The following is a 17,093-nucleotide window of genomic DNA, read 5'->3' as shown; positions in this document are numbered from 1 at the left end:
CGCTACTTCACCGTCAGCGTGGTCGGATGCTGACCTTGAAAAGGAAAATCAGCGCCTAGAATCTTGCCTCAAGAATTGGATGACCAAGAGGGCGCTTTGGTACGACTGCGGGTTTTCCGATCCAATCACACGCAGGGAGGCCGAGCCGACCGACGCAGTCTCGACGGTGTTTTGGTTTGAAGGACCTATGCATCGCATACTCAATGGCGACGACTATGATGGACTGTATGATGAATTCCACGCTCACCTTGAGGAGCTGGGCTATTGGTTCGAGAATGTAGATGGAACGTCAATCCATCTTTACCCGAACGACACGGCCCATGCCGAAGCGTTAAAGACTTACCTCCACTGGAAATGGGTATGCAGCCTCATCAACGAGGACACCGGCGACGTCTACGAAGAGCTGTACCAAGAGTTCTCCAAAAACCCATTGCGCCTAGAGCAGCTGAGCTGGCGTGAGTTCGAGACCCTCTTGTACAGGGTTTTTCAAAATCAAGGCTTTGAAGCGCTCATAGGACCTGGACGGAATGACGGGGGAATTGACCTCCGGTTGATCCAGCGCGCACCGCTTGGCGACATTTTGACGATTGTTCAGGCCAAGCGTTACGCAAGTCACCGAAAGATCGGGCAAACCGACGTCGCGGCTCTCTACGGGGTGGGAAAGGTCGAGAACGCCGATCGAACGCTCTTCGTGACATCGTCGAGCTATGCGCCGGTCTCAAAACGATGGGCGGCCCGTACAGGAGGCTATGTCGAGCTGGCCGAAGCTGCAGACGTGGTCAATTGGTGCTCGCGCGCTGCCCACGGGATAATCGCTGACAAGTCATCGCTTGTGTCGCTCGGCAGCGTCGAAAAAATCGTTCGCGAGGTCTCAACTCGGCTGGACTACCGCTTGGTGCATGCGAGCGGGGGATGGAACATCACCGACAATTGGTTTGCGCTGGTGCTCAAAGAGACCAAACACGCGGCGCTCCTGATGAAGGTGCCGAAGGAAGTACTTTCCCATGATGGCTATGGGCAAAGGGGAACCCACGTGCCGAAACTCGACGGCAGCACTCTCGCTCTTTTCGGTGCCGACAATGTTTGGCGGGCAAAGCGAAGCGAGGAAAACGGACGAGTGACGTATTGGGACGGCGAGCGGCTTTATAGCGCTTGGAATGGGGAGCCTTGCCACTTCGACTATTGCGACTAGGTGAGGTGCGCCATACGGCGCGGCATTTAGGATCTGCGAGAACTGAAGACATCACGCGCATTTGGTAGCTCTGACGGTCGTCCGACATCCGGCACGGTGGAAACATATCCCTGGTCAATCCGCTGCCGGCGCGGCACGGCCATGCGGCGATAGACCGATGGGTCGGCAAGATGAAGCGCTGCGATGCGCTCGAAGGGAACGGTTGTGAGATCCGCATTGTCGACGCTAAGCATCGTTGCCAATGCTAGCAGAATGTGTGCGGCCCACGTGCGCCGTTCGTCCTCGGTGAGTGGATAGCGGCCTGGCGCGGTTGCGGCATGGAAGGTCCAAGCAATGCCATCAGCCTTGGGCTGGATCCAGCACTCCATGCTTGCTTTGCCGCCGAGATAGACGCGGCGGTGTCCTGCAGCATTGGCGGTGTGGGTGACGATCATGTCTGAGCGTGGGCGTGAATATATCCTGCACGCAACTGTGATGATGAAGCATTGAGCGTGGCGCGAACAGGCGAGTCACTTCGCGGGAGGGAGTGTGGCGCGGCTGCACGTCGTACACGACACCCAGGGGGTTTCGGGCTGTTTCTTCGGAGCCGAGCCGTCGCGGGGGCCTTACCCTCAGGGGCGCGTCAGCGCGGCCCCCGCGAGGGAACGGCGAGGGATTGCAGCCCCGAAGGGGTGTTTCTTTGGTGGGAGCTAGAGCGGAGGCGCTAATCGCTGTATCGATGGCGCTGCGTCGACAGCCACCATACCGCCGGGCGACCTGTGTGCCTTGGTCTCCAGACTGCCCAATAATAACGGCGCATCGTCTGATCGGGCACGTGCGTGCCGGAAGATAGAAAGTTGAGTTGATCCAGAATGTACACGACGGCAGGTGGATTCCGGACCCATCGCGCGTGGCGCATCGGATGCGCAAGCGAGGCCAGATCGAGGAGCATTGCGACCGAGCCGCCAGTCGGCTGTACGAGTCGTAGCGCGTGCTGGACAAATGCATCCGCTAATCCGTGGCCATAAGGCGGGTTGGTCACGATATTTGTGGCTCGCAAAGTGGTCTGTTCGAGGAAATTCACGCCACCCGTTCCAAACCCACGGTCGATGAGGTCTGTCGACACGACGGTGCAGCCGTGGGCAGCCAGCACCTTGCTGATAGCGCCATCGCCGCAAGCGGGCTCCCAGATAGAGCCTTTAAACCGTTCGACAGACAGCAGCGCCCGTGTCCCTTCCGGCGGCGTAGGGTAGAAATCGAACGGGACGCGGAACGGTGAGTACTCGTCCATCAGGTTCGCCGCATAACAGGGAATTGCACGCGGCGAACATCGCCCGAGAGGCCATTCTTAAAGAGTGCTTGTCCGCGCGGGAGGCGACGCGGGTCAGTTGGCAATCCGTCAAGCTGGCCGAACATGGCGGTGGCATGGGCGTCGACCGGCAAGCGAAACGCAATGCTGGTCAGACAATTGGCGCGCACGCTGGCTGGTATTTGTTCCACGACCGGCTCTTGCGCGGAGACGATGAGACGCAGTCCCCCGGATCGGCCGCGCCGAGCCAGCAAGGTGAGATCGTCAATAAACTTGGCGTGAAGCTTGTTGTCGGGGTTCTTGGAATCCACCGACGGCCTGGCGGTGAACGTGGCCATTTCATCGATGACCACAGCAATAAAATCACGGGTGGCGTTGTCGATACCCTGGTTGCGCTGAAGTTCGTTGCGGTGGCGCAGAACGGCCGTGAGGTCCGTTGCCAACTTCCATACCTCCGCATCCTGCCAGAGGACATGCACCCTGCCGGGCGCGGCGTTGCGATAGCGATTGAAGGCGACGCCATCCTTACCGTCGACAAGGTAGATCGCCTGGAAGTATCGGGCATTGGCGAGCAAGCTTTGAATAATGATGTGAAGCGCGTTGCTTTTGCCCGTGCCGGATGCCCCTGGAATGAATGTGCCAGACGTCATGTCCGCAAACGGGAGCATCACGGGTTTTTGGGTGTCGGCATCCACGCCAAGGAAGAGGGCACCATCCTTCAACTGCGAAGGCGAAAACAGAAGCGTTTCAGGCAGCGGCGTGCGTCGGACAAGCGTGATCGTGTTTGATGTCTCGTTCGCAATGGTCCAATGGTCGCCAAGCCAGGCACTGATCACTGGCAGTTTTTGACGCCAAGTAGTTGTGTCGGCTGGTCCTCCTGGGAAGATGTAGGTGAGCGTGCCTCGCGCGATATCGGACGATTGCCAGCACAAGCGCGGGTAAACCCCACCCACAAGCGTGCCGAGATAGAGACCGAGGAGATGCGGCCGCGCGCCCTTCGGAAACTCGTGAAAGTCAATGCGGGGGAGGGGATTGGGTTCTGCCTGTCGGCGCAAGAGATGCAGATAGGTTTCGTGCAGGCTCGCGCGATTCTTCTCAACCGTCATAGACCGGTACGCTTCGATCACCCCGTCCAGACCCCTGCCATTCCAAATCGCCGCCTGCCGCTCGAGCATCGCGTTGTACTCAGTGACGGCGGGGGGCGGCGAAGACTTGCCGTCGAACGGTTGGCTGGCCACAAGCCTGTCCGGTCGACGCCGCATGAACGGTTTCGACGATTGAGGGGACTTGTCAGGTTGCGTAGGGAATTCAAGCCAAGGTCTTCGCACCCATTTGAGCAAGGTCCGTATCATTGCTTTTAGCCTGAGGTGTAATGGTCAAAGACAATGCCGCGATCGCGACCAGGCGACACGCGGTAGAGCAGCCTCAGGCCCGGTGCTTCGATCTCTCCACTCTCGAACGTAAGGCCGTATTTTTGGCAGGCCATGGCGACGTTGACGTGCTCCGAAAAATGGAAGGTGTAAGTGATGCGCAGGCGCTGCTGGCGCATCAGGTGGACGCTTGCTGCCACGGCGTGCGCGAATTTGCGGCTGAGTGCTTCAGCCATGCTGCGGCCGTCCTTGACATCCATCGTCATGTTGTCGTCCTCGTTGAGCTTATCGAACGAGATGGATGAGCGTTCTCGCGCAGCACCGCTAGGAGCGATGCCCGTCAACGTCATGCCCGTGAATTCTCCGGCCATGAGACCTGTCTGGGCGATGTGAATGATCTCGTCGGGGATGCCGTAGTTTTTGAGGACGTCGCCGAAAACGGTGGCGCGCATCACACTGCGTGGGAACACACTGGGCACGAGTTTAGGAACGGGTTTCATTAGCAATCCTCACTCAAAGAAACGAGAGGCGACGGCGCGCCGCATGTTTGCGGGCAAGGCCAAGCATCTTTCCCGGCTCCAGCGGGCGTTGACGGTGAAGTTCCACTTTGAGCGCAGTTGCGTCGCTCACCCCTGAAGCGATCAACGCATCGACAAGGTCGTCGCGCAGGCTCATATGGACCGCTGTCCAGAACGCGACGCTCTCCTGGCGGTAGCGGTGCGCGAGTTTGAGCAAGAACTTGCGGTCATCCGCCGTAGCCGGCTTGAACAGGTTGACGACGATCGCGCCCACGTCATCCGAACTTGGCGCATGCTCGTACCAAGTCGCCCGCCCATCGCGGAACAGCGAAGACCGCACCTGGCTAAAGTCGTTACCAGTGATGATGAAAGGAATGCGGGTTCCGCCGGGGTTTTGGCCCTCGTCCGTATCACCCAGTCCCTGAAACCGTTGTGCCATGAGGTTTGAGTTCACGGTGCGCCCGGTGTCAGCGTCGGCCGAAATGATGCCAAGGTCGAAGTCATCGGCGACAATGACAACTGGCTCGCCGAAGCTTTGCGTGTGGCTTTCTGCCTCGAGCAAATAGTCATCAAGAACAGCGGTGGCGCCGCCCTCGTTCTCGCTGGCTAGTTTCGCTGACGGCAAATGCAGGACTGCGTAGTTCATGCGCAGCGCCGCATCGGTAGCGGCTACGGTCTTGCCCGTACCTGGCTTACCGGCGATGACCAAGAACCGTGGTGGCTTGGGGTGTTCGTCGCCAAACATGCGCGTCTGAAAGAGATGGCGTTGTACGGCGCGCTCGAGCCCCTTAAAGATGATGCCGTGCGGGCAGAGCAGCGCGCCGGGTCGTCGCAACGCTGGCTTCTCCGCCCGGGGTGTGACCCCCGGGCGGTAAGGCGGAAGAATGCTAGGCCGACTTGTCATTCTGAACCCTCCAGTGGCGTTGAGACCGCTTCAGCCGCGTTTTGGTGCAGTTCCGTTGTGGTGTCGGTGTCGTCCTCATCTGTTTGCGAAAACGCATCCTGAAGGCCTTTGAGAGTGTCCTGGAACAGCGTCCGCCGCTCAGCAGGCGTGATGTCCTGCTCGGGCTCAGAGGATGGCTTGTCGGCGGGTGCGTGATTTTTGCTCATCTCAAGCTCCCAATCCGAGGTCGTCCTGGATCGCGGAGATTTGGAACGGCATGAGGTCAGCCCGTGCGTCCCAGCTGATTTGCTGGCGCTTTTTGTTGAGCCGAACCGTCACGGGAAAGCCGTACATCTCACCGGGGATGAGGGTCGGCGCCTTGAACGCGTTGGGAAGGGCGATCGACTCGCGCGTGACTGTTCCATCACCGTGGGCAAGCAGCACCTTCATCGAGGCGAGTGGCTTGAGGAGGCCACTAGCCGGATCGGTCCAGTTGTAGGTGTCGAGCTTCTCGAAGCGCGCGAAGAGAACGGGTCCTTCAAGTTTAGACATGGGGGGATCCTTTCAGGGGTTGGAAGGCTTTGCGGCCATGGCTTTGGCCGCTCGGTAGCGTCGCGTTGTTGCAAAGACCCCGCCGAAGCGAATGAGGCGACGCTTGTAGAGAGCGTCAGCGAGGTAGAGGGCTACGAGCGGGTCGACGGTTTTGGCGTTACCGCGCTCGAAAAGCTTGTGGGGTGCCACGGCGTATTTCACGCACTCGCGGAGGGAGGCGCGAACGTTGTCGCCAGCAGGAACTGCCGTCACGTGGCAGATTGGATTGTAGTCAGCGCGCAATGCGCGGCGCCAGAGATGCACCAAGCGGCGCTGTGAGAGGTACAGGTCGGCCTTGCGATCAAAGTAGTCCGGATGGACAGCTGCCACGGTGTGGCTGTGGACGCCGGCTTCCCTTGCGTCGTTGCTTCCGCGTAACGCGATCTCTATGCCGGTCACATGGCCAGTGATGGCGCGTGCGATTTCGTTGCTGCGCCAGAAACGGTTGAGGGCTCGCTCATGGTCAGCAAGCATATTGGCGACCTCCGCGACCGATCGGTTCCGGGAGGTGACGGTGAGAAAAATGAAGCGATTTTGAGGAGCCTCGGCGAGGATGGCATCGAGGCGAACCGCAATCCGTTGATTGGCTTCCTTGGCCCGAACGCGGGCGCATGGCATGCAGAGGCCCACGCGGCATCTGCGTTTGTTGCGATAGACAATCCGTGAGGCGTCGCCCGGTGGTGTCAGCAGCTTGATCGTCGTCGAGGCGGCACAGGCCGCGATGCGCCGAGCGACCACCTGAATTCTGCGATGTTTGGCCATACCGAGAATGTTCGGCGCGCGTTGCAAGGCTTGCGCGACGGCGGCAGAGGCGGCTCGTTGCATCTTGTAGCGTCGGTAACGGCGCGTGACGGGCGAAAGAGCCATTCATCACTGGCCCTCGCTCGTGCTGTTTCGGCTACGCCCGTCTAGCCATGTCTCAAGATCAGTGCGTCGATAGACGACACGGGCACGCTTTCCAGCTCCAAGCTTGATGAAGATGGGACCGTTTCCGGCGAGGCGAAATCGCTCCAGTGTCGGCACCGACAGGCGAAGCAGAGCCGCTGCTTCACGGGTGGTGAGAAGGTCGGGCCCTACGCCCTCGGGGCTGGTGGTGGGATTCACTGGCGTCTCGCTCGCTGCGCGTGGACCTCCGGGGAGGCAGAATTTAGCTACGCTAGGCGAACGGGGATTTCCCCACGAGGGAACTTGCCCGGCGCCATCATCCGCGAGATCTTCCCTTGACAGTCGGGGCGGGCGAGCGGGGGCCAATGTCGGTAGCGCCACACTACGGAGCACGGCTGCAGTTTCTATCGGTGCTCGACGACTTCTTTGCGCGGGGATGCCAGCGATGGCAGCGGAAGGAATTTGGTTGGCTTTCAGCCGACGAGCTTCCTGCGGGTGTGGCGGCCGGCGAACTCCTGATCAATCGGTTTGTCAGAGAAGAATGCGGTGAGGCGGCCTACAGGTTTCGCGGAGATCTGCGCAGAGGGGCAAATAGCAAGAGGGATGTTGCCCTCAAGTCTCGCTTGGTCTTTGACCAGTTTGTTGTGCGAGCGCAGCGCTTGCCGGCTTACTTCCGGGCAGAGGAAGTGGACGACCTAAAAAGGTTCTTCGAGCAGCAGTACTGGCCCATTGAAGAGGCATGGCTGCAAGGAAGGCGCGAGGAAGACGCCCGGAGCAAGCTCTTTGCAGACATCGGCGGACCGCGTGCCGTTGCCGCCATCAAGACAGACGTCCAATCCTTTTACACTTGGAGCCAAAACGTCATCACCGAAGCCTACTACGCCAACGACTACCAGCGGGCCTTGCAGGTCGCCGAGGCGGTGGTGATGGAAGCCGCAAGTCAGGTTGCGCGTGATTTCGACGATAACGACGTCGTGTTGGGCTTGTGCGCTGTACAGGAAGCCGCCTCAGTGGCAACGATGGTGCGGCTGAACTGCTGGGCGGACGAACCGGCCGGCTTCCTCACACACCTCGACGATGTCGCTCGTCGGCGCATCAAGCCTGCGATGCTGACCGGTCCCGCACCGCACGATCTCGGACGGTTCGCGACCATCGCCACGGTGTTGAAGGCAGCCTGCAGGCGCTTCGACAACCCGGACGCTGGTCAGGCCTCGCTGGTCGCGATTTACAACATGCTCGGGTACTTGAGCTTCCATCTGGGCATTCGCGCAGGCGTGGCGACTGAAACGCGGGCGCCGGTCGACAGCACGACCATCACGCTCTTGCTGTCCGAAGCGGTGAACCTCCGGGCAGACTGGCTGCGTGCGTTCGGACTTTACGGGCGGATGCGTCAGGTACCGGAATTCACGGAAAGGGCGCGCACGCAGTTGTCCACCGCGCTCGGGGCCGACGAACAGCCCGGCCTAGTGAAGGCGACCCTGGCATTCATGGCGGAGCCTCACCAGCTGATCGAGGATGAATGGGCAGCCATCGAAGCAAAGGAAGCCAGCACCACAGGCTGGAACGACGTAGCGCTTGCCGTTGTTGGCGCCAAGGTCTGGCTGCACCACGACGTCATCGATTTAAGCAACAGCTACACCTGGCTGCAACGCGCGAAGCAAACCTTGAGCGACTGCAGCGTTCATCTCGCGTGGAGCGATTTCTATACGACGTGTGACGCCTACATGCAGGAACGGGGTCAACCGACCCTTTGCGACTATGCGCTGAACAGCGTCCGGAAGCTGCAGCGGCGGGCGGGGAATAAGTCGGCGGAGCAGCACTTTGAGGCCGGCGTGCTGAAGGCCGCGTCCCGCCGAAAGCGCAAGCCGCCTCCAGGCAAGGGTCCCGATGACATGGAGCTGCAATGGTTCCTTCGCGAGGAACCGGTGTCGTTGTCGGGGAGGCGATGAGTGCGGAGTTGCCGTCTCAAGTGAAGGCTTGTGGCATGCTGGTTTGAGCGGTCCCAGGCCGCGAACGAAAGATGGACGCATGACGATGGTGGATTTTCTGGCAGCAAGCGGAGTGCTTGCCTGGGCTTTTGTGGCTTGGCGCAGCTACAGGTATGCAGCCGATGCCCTCAACAGGCTCAGGTGGGCTCTCTGGGGCTATCGAAAGCGGCATAAGCGGGCTGCATAGCCTGCTCGTTCACGGCCCGGTGGCGCGGTATTCGCATGCGTTTGGGGCGCGCGAATCCGCGAACCACCGCGCCTTATTCCGTGACGGGTTCACGTCCACATCTAGCGGCTCGCTCCGCCGCCGCCCTCGTCCTCGCGGCCCTTCGGGGCCGCTACGTCCTCGGCCGTCGTCGTCTCTCGCCGGGCTGTCGATGTGACGTTACGGCGTACTTGTATCAAGTGAAGGGTCGCACATCTCATGCTAGCTCCGGCAACTTGAAGACTAGCGGCGAACGTTGACGCTTCCCCTGTTCGATGCATGCTTTCCCATCGAACACCGGATCTTTAAGTATCGGCCCTATTCCCCGGATGCTCATGGACTCCAAATCAACATCTTCAGAGATGCTGACTTTCTCATTGTTCGCGATATCGCGAAATTCGTTGAGGGCGTCTGCCTTAACAAGCGAAAACGTCACCGAGCCGTTTGATGGGCGTGTATTCAGCCATTTATAGAGAATCAGTATTAAGGCATTAAGTTCCTTGCTTTTTCCCTGCGCATCAGGACGTTCTAGCTCTTTAAGCGCGTTCGCCAAACGGTCTCGAACTGTTTGACGAGACATCACCGCAAAATCTACTTGCCGGTCAAAGGGATCTGAAAGCGCCCTGAGGGTGAGCAACCGAGATTTGATCGAGTCTCCGCATAAGCCGCATCCAGTCGTTTCATTCAGCGGCCATACGCGAACAAAAATCGGCTCTTCTCGGCTGTAAAATGCCACCTCAATTTCCTCAGCGTCCTTGCTCCGGCCACGCTTCGGAATACCATCCAAAACATCCCTATAACCAGAGAAGCACTGGATATTGGAGTCATAAACAATTTCTCTGCCTAGCCAGCTATCCGCTCCGGCCTTGGCATCCGATTTCGAGACGACAGCCTTCTTTACAGGCGAGGTGGCCTCCAGCACCGCGTGCAATAAGGCGGCATCAGTTTTCGCACGAGAAAGCAGCTCTGCGGAGCTTTTAACACGGTCGTCGTGCCATGCGTCGCCTATCTGTCGAGATTGAGCTATTAAAAGTTCACGAAACCTTCTCTTGCTTACGTCCTTGAGCCGCCCGACATTTGGAATGTGTCCCCAGCCGTACCAAGCATACAGTATCCCTTGGAAACCGCCGGAAATCACGGGCAACACGAGGCGTTCGCCATTTTGCAGGATCGATAAATACTCTGGTGTTAGTACCGGTGACTTGCTGGCGATGGCATTTATCGCCGACACGATATGTTCCGGAGGTGCGCCCAAGGGCGCCGCAAAGCAGGCGACGTCGACTGCGACGCCCAATCTCTCGAATTTAGTGACCACAGACCGAGGCGGCGCAAACGGTAGCCAATCAGCTGTTGGATCAAATTGACCGACCGATAGGTTTAGCATCAAGCTTCGTAGCAAAATATCCGGCAAAGTTTTGGTCGAATTTCCAGCTTCATCCATCCTGCGTCTGTACGGCTGGCTTATTGTAGCTTCCAAATCGAATTTTAAAGATCCGTCATCGGCAGACGATAGAAGCACTCGGCAAAGCTTTTCCAGTGCTACGGTCACTTCCGGGCCAAACTGCCTTCCCGGGTGCATGCGCCAAACTTCCAGAAAGGGGTCGAAGCAGTCGTCAAGCAGACACCTCGTCTCGATAGGGGAATACCTGTAGACGACGAACCCGCCGCGCCGAGCACCTGGATCAAAGTCATCAGCAGAAGCAGCGATGTCGAAAGATCGAAAAAGATCTTGAATGCTCGACTTATAAGGTGCGACCGTCACTCCCCCCCCCGACCCTCCGTGTTCTAACGAACAAGTATAACGCAAGGGCGAGCACCGTTGAAAGTGACAGGTGGAAGAGCGAAGCGTAGGGGACCAAGCTCGGCGCTAAGGCTAGGCTCGTGAAGCTCGCTGTAGACGCGATCACAAAAAGTCCACCGAACGCAGCAAGCCAGGGATCGGATACCGATCCAAGCGCGCCCGGAGTTCGAGAAATCGCTCCGAGAGCTACCATCAACGGCGCCATAACTACCGGTCCGCTAGCGATTGATAGGAGAAGGTAGAAAATGTTTGGCTGAAGCGAGAACAAAGCCAGAAGCGCGAAAAACGAAATTAAAAAAAGCGTGGCCATCAATTTTCTAATAGAACTTATGTCTTGCGAAGTTTCGGCACCCTCTCTTCTGCCGACATTCTCATAAATGAAATATGTTAACGCCACAATGAGCGTATCCGCGGTACTTATAACAACAGAAACCATTCCAAACACTAAAAGAGTAATCAATACTGCTGAGCCGAACGGTATTGAACTTAACGAGGAGGAGATTCGACTCACGTACGCACCAATATCGGCCGCAATTTCGTGCGGTGTGCTTGTGCCGATGAGGATGATCAAAGAAAAAATGGCAGCAAGAATTGCTCCATTTATTCGCATCAAGCGCGCTTTCTGTTTCGTGGCCCGAAGATGGGACGCACCAAACGCGTTTATCAGACTATAAAACTGAGTTGCCACGGCATCCGTAAATCCAGTTAAACAATTAATGAGCGCTTGCTTGTCGCCGCGATAAAGAAATTGCTGCGCGATCGGAAATTGAGATGCGGTTATGGTTGCAACGGAAGCGTAGGTGATTAATCCGAGGAACAATAGTATCCCAATCAACTGAATGATGGCCGTAGTGTAAACGGCTGCCATTCCTCCGACCAGACAATAAGCAAGAGCCGCAACAAATATCAAAACAGCCACCAACTGCGTCGTGTAAGCGCCCGATTCGGGAAAGGCGACTGCCGCGATTATCTTAGATGACACAAAAATTTCATACGCAAAAAACATAATGAAGGCAGCGACCAGCGGGATCAAGATGGCTGCATCGAAAACTGATCTACCATGAGTTTTTGAAGCAGGCCTCTGCGACTCAATGGCGTTCCGGAAGCACATTAGCAGGTTCCCACCAGCGCCAGTCAGGGAGTCCGGAAGTGAAGCAAGGAAAATACTGAGAAGCCAATATCCTGTGAAGACCCCGAAAGCTATCGAGAGCACAAGCAGGCCGTTCATTGAACCCGCCGTGAGGAGATAAGCCAGGCCAGTACCAAGCGTCACATTTGCGACGACAAGTGCTATTACGCCCTTCCTGACTCCAGCTATGTGAAAAAATGAGGAACGATGGTTTTGAGCGCTCCCATAGAAGCCAATGGCCACATAAGTTACGAGACTAGCTACCAGCGCGACTGGGCCTATCAATTCCATTGAGTTCCATCCCCCTCCCATTAAATAATAATGGAATTTATTTTTTTAGGCTAGAAAAATACTGGCGCGAAAGTTTCACCGCGAATTCGTCTGCTCCGACTTTTCCATCAGGCAGCATCGCAAGGTCCGCTTCGGAAGCTCTCGTTCCGACGATTAAAAGTGATCCATCTTCAAACTCGTATACGCTCGGGCACGCACCGATGCCGCAGCGAAGCTCATGAGGGGTAATCTCGGTCAACTTGCTCATTGTTCGTCCTTTCTTGTGGTAGCCTAGCTGGTGCACCGGTGATCACTCAGCCTCATCTAGCTTATCAAATGGCCTCGCCACGGTTGACGCGAGAAAGTTAGAAAAGCGCCTTGCTCTGCCCCAGTCTGCGAGACTCGCAAACTGCTAGATTCAAGCAGAGCGCAGATTCCGTGTTGTCGGCTGCTGTGGAGCTGAGGAGAGAGTGGCCAGATTCTCTGGTGTGGTTGTGGGTCGGCGATCCTCACAGAGCGAGCACTGTGTTCTGATCTATTGCCGACGCCTTGTTCGGTTCAACGAACGCAGGTCCACCATGCCAGAGATTTCGACGAGCCTCGCTGAGGAGGCTCCAATCAGTGCCCCGGGCACCTGCAAGGTGCCGGATGCGGCTTCGAGCGTCCGCATTGATGCTGAGGTACCTCAAGAGTGCTACTGCTATCTCGAGGAACTTGCCTACGAGCTTTTCCGAACGATCGGATGCTACCAGAAGAGCCTGTCGACTTACTACGAGCTCAAGCTGCGCTTGGGTCACGATCTTGGCCGGCTGGTGGCGGAGATCCAGAGATTGAAACTCCTTCCCAACGCTTCGAGGGGGCAAAATAAACCCGGAGGCTGAGGAGTATTGCTTCCGTCACTCGATGCGCTTGTCGCGATTCGTCCGCGAGCCCGCATAATGTATATTATGTTAGATTCATGTTCAGTTTTCAGAGCGCTTCCGTCGCCCTGCCCTTAGCGCGGCAAAGTATAAGGGTTCCACCTGACTGAGCGCGACGTTGACCTGTTTCATGCGGAGTCCTAATGCCACGACGGCGTCGGCGACTTGATCGGCGGCCTCTTGATGTCCATCCGCTCTCAATTGCTTGCCGCGCGCCTTGAGCGTCTGCATCGTTTCGTGAATCTGGCGCTCTTGGCGGCCTAACGCCAACCATATCGCCTCGAGCGTCGCAGCATCGATCATTGATGCCGGGATTGGACCATGGCTTCGGCGCGCTCAACCGCATCAGCTGCTTCTCTTGCAGCGGCTCCACAGGTGAATCGAACGTCACGCGCCGCGACGAGGAACTCGCGGACTTTCCCGCTAGTAGCGTCGATGAGCTTATCAAGGTCGGCAGTAGCGGAGACAGCGCTCGCCTCAATTGCACGAAAGGCGGCAACCAAAGGGTCTCCCATCGTAAACTTGCGCTTGAGAGACCGTGATGTGGTGATTAGCGTTGTCATGTTTGAATCGTGCTTGAGTAATCAGCATACGTCAAGTCCGGGCTGGCGATGAATTGGCAAGTGTCCGCGCTGCTAGGCACCGCGATGGGTAGCTATGGCCACTACCTTCCCTCCCCTCCTCCAACAAAAAGCCGTTGGAAGCGCCCGTTTGCGGGCTGCGACAGGTGTGTCCGGGGCTGCCCATGCCGACCGATGGTGCACCACGAATCCGACCCTTGAGCATGTAGCTATTCAGCGAACTACCATCAAAATCGCAATTTGAGATTGCCGAAGGCATTTTCGTAGTTTGATTGGTTTTTATAAGAGGTTTTAGAAAGAAAGGTTTCTTGTTGCTCTTCTTCCATCGCCTCAACAAGTTGGCTCTGCTTTTTGTCTTTGATGTACGGCAGCGGCCGGAAGGAAATACGGATTGGCCGGATTGATCAACGGCTTGGCCGGAACATTATACGGCAAATGTAATCTGATGTACGGTTTGGCCAATCGCTTGGGGATAACTCTGTGGATGGAAATTGGCCGGAACGATGTACGGGGTTTGGCCATTTTCATCCAAGCGATTTTTGGCCCCTCCCCTAGCCCATAAGACGTATTGCTAAGAAAAGCGGCTACCGCAAGCCGAGAATGATGTACGGCCATTCGGGTGAAATTGACGAAAATGCTATCGGGGACGACATGGATGTCAGGGCCGGAATGAAGTACGGGGTTGGCCAAAAGCATTCCGGAGCACCTAAAGAAACAGAGCGGGCCGGATTGATGTACGGGCAGATGGCCAAAACCAATTTTGGCCAATGAAGGCGGATTGAAATACGGCATCGGGCCGGAACGATGTACGGGTCGGGCCAAAAGGGGTTAGGCTGCTGAACTCATGGCAATTTGCTTCCTTCGATCCATCATCCTGAGCTTGTCACCCCCCTTCCCCGGCACGACGTCGATGTCGAAATCCGGTAAGGGGTCGCTCTTGGTCGCTGCCACCAGGTCTCTGATTGCATCGCGAAACTTTCGGAATGGCATGGCGGACCCCGAGCGCTCGTAAAGCGTCTGCAGACCGTACTCTGCATAACCGTGCGCGCCGCAGGCCTTCCTGGCGAGCCTGTAGATGAATTTTGCGAGCGGACGACTGATCAGGAAGTAATCTCGGTTTAGGGTCAGGATGCTGGGCGTCGCTTGGGTGGTCACCACGCCATTGTAGACCCACTCGGGAATGTCGATCTCGATCTCATCGATGCGGTCCATTCGCGTGCGGCTCACGACTTTGTAGCGGCCGATCAGCGGAAATGATTCCGAGGCACGTCGCTTGTTGCCCGTGGTGAGGTTGGTGATCTTGTAGCGGGTGGCCTGTAAACGATCCAAAGCCTTCTCGAGTTCGAGATATTGTTTACCCCCCTGCTCTCTCCGACAATAGCGAAGGATGTCCGCCGCGCTTGGGCGAAACGTGCGCGGCGGCAAAGACGGACGCAGCCCCTTCTCCATGTCGTGGCGGTATTGGCGCATCTCCGAGGCCAAGTGCGAAACCATGTGGATGAAGATGTCGTAGTCGTAGGCTGTGACGAGGCCCACAGCCGCGCCGCCTTCGATGGTAATGACGCAATCAGGCAACTCGTATCGGATGAGACCTTGGCGCACCGTTTTAGAAAGGGAAAACGGCGCCACGTCCATGAGGTTCACGTCGTCCTTGAGCGGCGCGTCGTGAACCGTAGGAACAAAGAACATGAGTTGTGCATCGTCCGGCGGTGCGTCTCTCAGTGTCTTGTCTATACCGCCGCCACTAGGGGTCTCGTGCGCGATGAGCTTGCTCACCTCACCAAGGTGAATGGCGTTCGCGAGGCCTTTGATGGCATTTCTGAGTTCGGGATCTGGCGTTTTGTCGAGTTCAAGCTCGTTGGCGCGACGCCGCACATAGAACCTTCGAAGGCGTGAAAGGGAGTCTCGATCAAGCGGAACCGGCTCGGACAGACCTCGCGCTATCGCCGCCTGCTTTGCGACATCTTGAAGGTAGTCGTTCTTCTCGTGGAGAGATTTCGCGGAAAACTCGTCCGGTGAAATGAGATCAAGTTTTATCTTGGCCATAGTGCCAAGCCTTGTTCGGTACACGAAACTGCCCAAAGGACGTTCGGACGAACGGACGAACGGGCGTTCGCTAGTCATCGTTGTTGTCCTCGTGCTCGAGATCCACGTCCTTGACTTTGAGGCCCCCGGCGTTGAGGGCTTCGAGGATGACGAGCTTTTTGGTGCGGCTGGTATGAAACGAGCGCTTGTGGATTTCGTCGATGAGATAAACGGGCAGATCAACTGAGTAGCGGCGTACGGCTGATGGCCTTGGCCCCCTCTTCTTCTCCCGTTCTTGCGCAGGCAAAGGGGTGACCTTTACACTCTGTGGTGCGGCATCAGCGTGGTTGAGTGCCTTGTCATTCGGAAAGCTGACGGTCGGTGTGTTTGTCATCACAGCAACCTCGCGTGCTGCCGCAAGTTTGTTTTCAATCTCGACGTCATCGACACCAAGGTCCATCCGTTTGGGTAAGATCTTGTGGGCGCTCATGCTGCGGCTTTCTCTAGGCGAGGTTCGAAGATGTCGCGTATCTCGGCCATCATCGCGTCTATCTCCGCGAGCGCCTTTCGGTCGGGCGCATCCGCAAAATGAGGCAGTGTGCCCCGAGAGAAGGATTTGCTGTACGCCGACCGGCGATGGATGAGCGTGGAGAAGCGCCGGAGATTGCTTCGGTCGATCTGGTTGATGAGATCTACCTCATCATTTGAAATGCTACTGGGAACTTCATTCAGAAGGATGCGGTGGTTCACCGGCTTCCCGATGCGTTTCGCCACCGCGTGCAGACTGCGCGCCATCTTGTTTGCTTCAATGATGTCCGGTTCGCTGACCTTCGCGGGCGTGATGGTCAGCGTTGCGAACGCAGCCACCATAAGCGTGAGATCTGACAACGATCCCGCAAGATCGAGCAGCACGTAGTCGGTGGCGGACTGCCACAGCTGCTTAATATAGGCATCTAGGTTTGCGGTAGGCCCCTTCTCTACTGCTAGGTGCGGTGTTGCCTGTGCGATTGGACTGTTCGAGTACCAACGCCAAATGCTTTCGGTCTGGTCGAAATCGATGATGCGGACTTTTTCGCCTGCAGCCAGAAGTGCGCCGGCGATGGCGAGACACGAGGTCGATTTGCCCACACCACCTTTGGGTGATGCGAAGGAAATGAATTTTGCGCCGGTGTGATTGCTCATGGGCAAACGATGCGTAAACGGATTAAGACCGTCAAGCACACACGCTTGATTGTTGGGCAGAGATGCGTCGGGGTGTTGCAAGAATATTTCCGAACGCACGAACGGGCGTTCGCCCGAACGGCGCCGCCACGCCATGAATTTTAGCTGCTTCACGACGAGAACAAGTAGTAGCGAACGAACGAACGCAAGAACGCCCGTTCGCCCGGGCGGAAGAACGGGCGAACGGACGAACGGCTTGACCCTGTGTATGAAACCCTGGAAAGCC

19 protein-coding genes are annotated in these 17,093 nt (G+C 57.2%); 3 read left to right on the top strand and 16 right to left on the bottom strand.

Annotated features, from left to right (window positions below; all coding sequences use genetic code 11):
- Positions 1 to 79 precede the first annotated feature (79 nt).
- Entirely contained in the window at positions 80 to 1,192 is a 1,113-nt protein-coding gene (locus RCO24_RS11060) for a restriction endonuclease (protein ID WP_308962030.1), read from the top strand.
- 26 nt (positions 1,193 to 1,218) lie between these two features.
- Here RCO24_RS11060 and RCO24_RS11055 read toward each other — a convergent pair whose 3' ends face one another.
- From RCO24_RS11055 to RCO24_RS11015, 9 genes are all read right to left on the bottom strand, one after another.
- Complete coding sequence (locus RCO24_RS11055) at positions 1,219 to 1,626, bottom strand: hypothetical protein (RefSeq protein ID WP_308962028.1); 408 nt, start codon at positions 1,624 to 1,626, stop codon at positions 1,219 to 1,221.
- A 269-nt stretch (positions 1,627 to 1,895) separates the two neighbouring features.
- Complete coding sequence (locus RCO24_RS11050; protein WP_308962027.1) at positions 1,896 to 2,462, bottom strand: hypothetical protein; 567 nt, start codon at positions 2,460 to 2,462, stop codon at positions 1,896 to 1,898.
- Positions 2,462 to 3,718, bottom strand: a complete 1,257-nt coding sequence (locus RCO24_RS11045; RefSeq protein WP_308962025.1) for an FtsK/SpoIIIE domain-containing protein — start codon at positions 3,716 to 3,718, stop codon at positions 2,462 to 2,464. Before RCO24_RS11045 ends, RCO24_RS11050 begins: the two co-directional genes overlap by 1 nt.
- Before the next feature lie 119 nt (positions 3,719 to 3,837).
- Positions 3,838 to 4,350 (bottom strand): hypothetical protein, encoded by a 513-nt coding sequence (locus RCO24_RS11040; RefSeq protein WP_308962023.1) that lies wholly within the window; start codon positions 4,348 to 4,350, stop codon positions 3,838 to 3,840.
- 13 nt (positions 4,351 to 4,363) lie between these two features.
- Complete coding sequence (locus RCO24_RS11035; RefSeq protein WP_308962022.1) at positions 4,364 to 5,203, bottom strand: AAA family ATPase; 840 nt, start codon at positions 5,201 to 5,203, stop codon at positions 4,364 to 4,366.
- Positions 5,204 to 5,268: 65 nt separating this feature from the next.
- Positions 5,269 to 5,478 carry a hypothetical protein gene (locus tag RCO24_RS11030; RefSeq protein WP_308962021.1) on the bottom strand — a complete coding sequence of 70 codons (210 nt, stop codon included), beginning with the start codon at positions 5,476 to 5,478 and terminating at the stop codon, positions 5,269 to 5,271.
- Position 5,479: 1 nt separating this feature from the next.
- Entirely contained in the window at positions 5,480 to 5,803 is a 324-nt protein-coding gene (locus RCO24_RS11025; RefSeq protein ID WP_308962019.1) for a hypothetical protein, read from the bottom strand.
- Between the two features lie 12 nt (positions 5,804 to 5,815).
- Entirely contained in the window at positions 5,816 to 6,709 is an 894-nt protein-coding gene (locus RCO24_RS11020; protein WP_308962018.1) for a protein rep, read from the bottom strand.
- Between the two features lie 3 nt (positions 6,710 to 6,712).
- Positions 6,713 to 6,946, bottom strand: coding sequence for a helix-turn-helix domain-containing protein (locus RCO24_RS11015; RefSeq protein WP_308962016.1), 234 nt, complete (start codon positions 6,944 to 6,946; stop codon positions 6,713 to 6,715).
- 146 nt (positions 6,947 to 7,092) lie between these two features.
- Here RCO24_RS11015 and RCO24_RS11010 point away from each other — a divergent pair, with 146 nt between their 5' ends.
- Positions 7,093 to 8,676 carry a hypothetical protein gene (locus RCO24_RS11010; protein ID WP_308962015.1) on the top strand — a complete coding sequence of 528 codons (1,584 nt, stop codon included), beginning with the start codon at positions 7,093 to 7,095 and terminating at the stop codon, positions 8,674 to 8,676.
- Between the two features lie 461 nt (positions 8,677 to 9,137).
- Here RCO24_RS11010 and RCO24_RS11005 read toward each other — a convergent pair whose 3' ends face one another.
- Genes RCO24_RS11005 through RCO24_RS10995 form a run of 3 tightly spaced genes read right to left on the bottom strand, consistent with a single transcriptional unit; the run spans position 9,138 to position 12,388 of the window.
- The gene (locus RCO24_RS11005; RefSeq protein WP_308962013.1) at positions 9,138 to 10,682 is read right to left on the bottom strand and encodes a hypothetical protein; all 1,545 of its coding nucleotides are present in this window, start codon (positions 10,680 to 10,682) and stop codon (positions 9,138 to 9,140) included.
- Positions 10,663 to 12,141, bottom strand: coding sequence for a hypothetical protein (locus RCO24_RS11000; protein WP_308962012.1), 1,479 nt, complete (start codon positions 12,139 to 12,141; stop codon positions 10,663 to 10,665). Before RCO24_RS11000 ends, RCO24_RS11005 begins: the two co-directional genes overlap by 20 nt.
- A gap of 37 nt (positions 12,142 to 12,178) precedes the next feature.
- Complete coding sequence (locus RCO24_RS10995; protein ID WP_308962011.1) at positions 12,179 to 12,388, bottom strand: hypothetical protein; 210 nt, start codon at positions 12,386 to 12,388, stop codon at positions 12,179 to 12,181.
- Between the two features lie 310 nt (positions 12,389 to 12,698).
- Between RCO24_RS10995 and RCO24_RS10990 the strand changes: the two genes are divergently transcribed.
- Entirely contained in the window at positions 12,699 to 13,001 is a 303-nt protein-coding gene (locus RCO24_RS10990; protein WP_308962009.1) for a hypothetical protein, read from the top strand.
- A gap of 81 nt (positions 13,002 to 13,082) precedes the next feature.
- Here the strand turns inward: RCO24_RS10990 and RCO24_RS10985 are convergent, their stop codons facing one another.
- The 4 genes from RCO24_RS10985 to RCO24_RS10970 all read right to left on the bottom strand — a co-directional run bounded on the left by RCO24_RS10985 (position 13,083) and on the right by RCO24_RS10970 (position 16,828).
- The gene (locus RCO24_RS10985; RefSeq protein ID WP_308962008.1) at positions 13,083 to 13,343 is read right to left on the bottom strand and encodes a hypothetical protein; all 261 of its coding nucleotides are present in this window, start codon (positions 13,341 to 13,343) and stop codon (positions 13,083 to 13,085) included.
- A 1,106-nt stretch (positions 13,344 to 14,449) separates the two neighbouring features.
- Positions 14,450 to 15,667: a replication initiator protein A gene (locus RCO24_RS10980; protein ID WP_308962007.1), complete on the bottom strand. Its 1,218-nt coding sequence runs from the start codon at positions 15,665 to 15,667 to the stop codon at positions 14,450 to 14,452.
- A gap of 70 nt (positions 15,668 to 15,737) precedes the next feature.
- Entirely contained in the window at positions 15,738 to 16,136 is a 399-nt protein-coding gene (locus tag RCO24_RS10975) for a hypothetical protein (RefSeq protein WP_308962005.1), read from the bottom strand.
- Positions 16,133 to 16,828 (bottom strand): ParA family protein, encoded by a 696-nt coding sequence (locus RCO24_RS10970; RefSeq protein WP_308962004.1) that lies wholly within the window; start codon positions 16,826 to 16,828, stop codon positions 16,133 to 16,135. The genes RCO24_RS10975 and RCO24_RS10970 overlap by 4 nt, the downstream gene beginning before the upstream one ends.
- Between the last annotated feature and the right edge of the window lie 265 nt (positions 16,829 to 17,093).

The sequence above is a fragment of the Hyphomicrobium sp. LHD-15 genome (assembly GCF_031157355.1).
GTDB lineage: Bacteria > Pseudomonadota > Alphaproteobacteria > Rhizobiales > Hyphomicrobiaceae > Hyphomicrobium_C.
The sequence above is the reverse complement of the archived record's forward strand: the minus strand, read 5'-3'. Positions and strand labels throughout refer to the sequence as shown.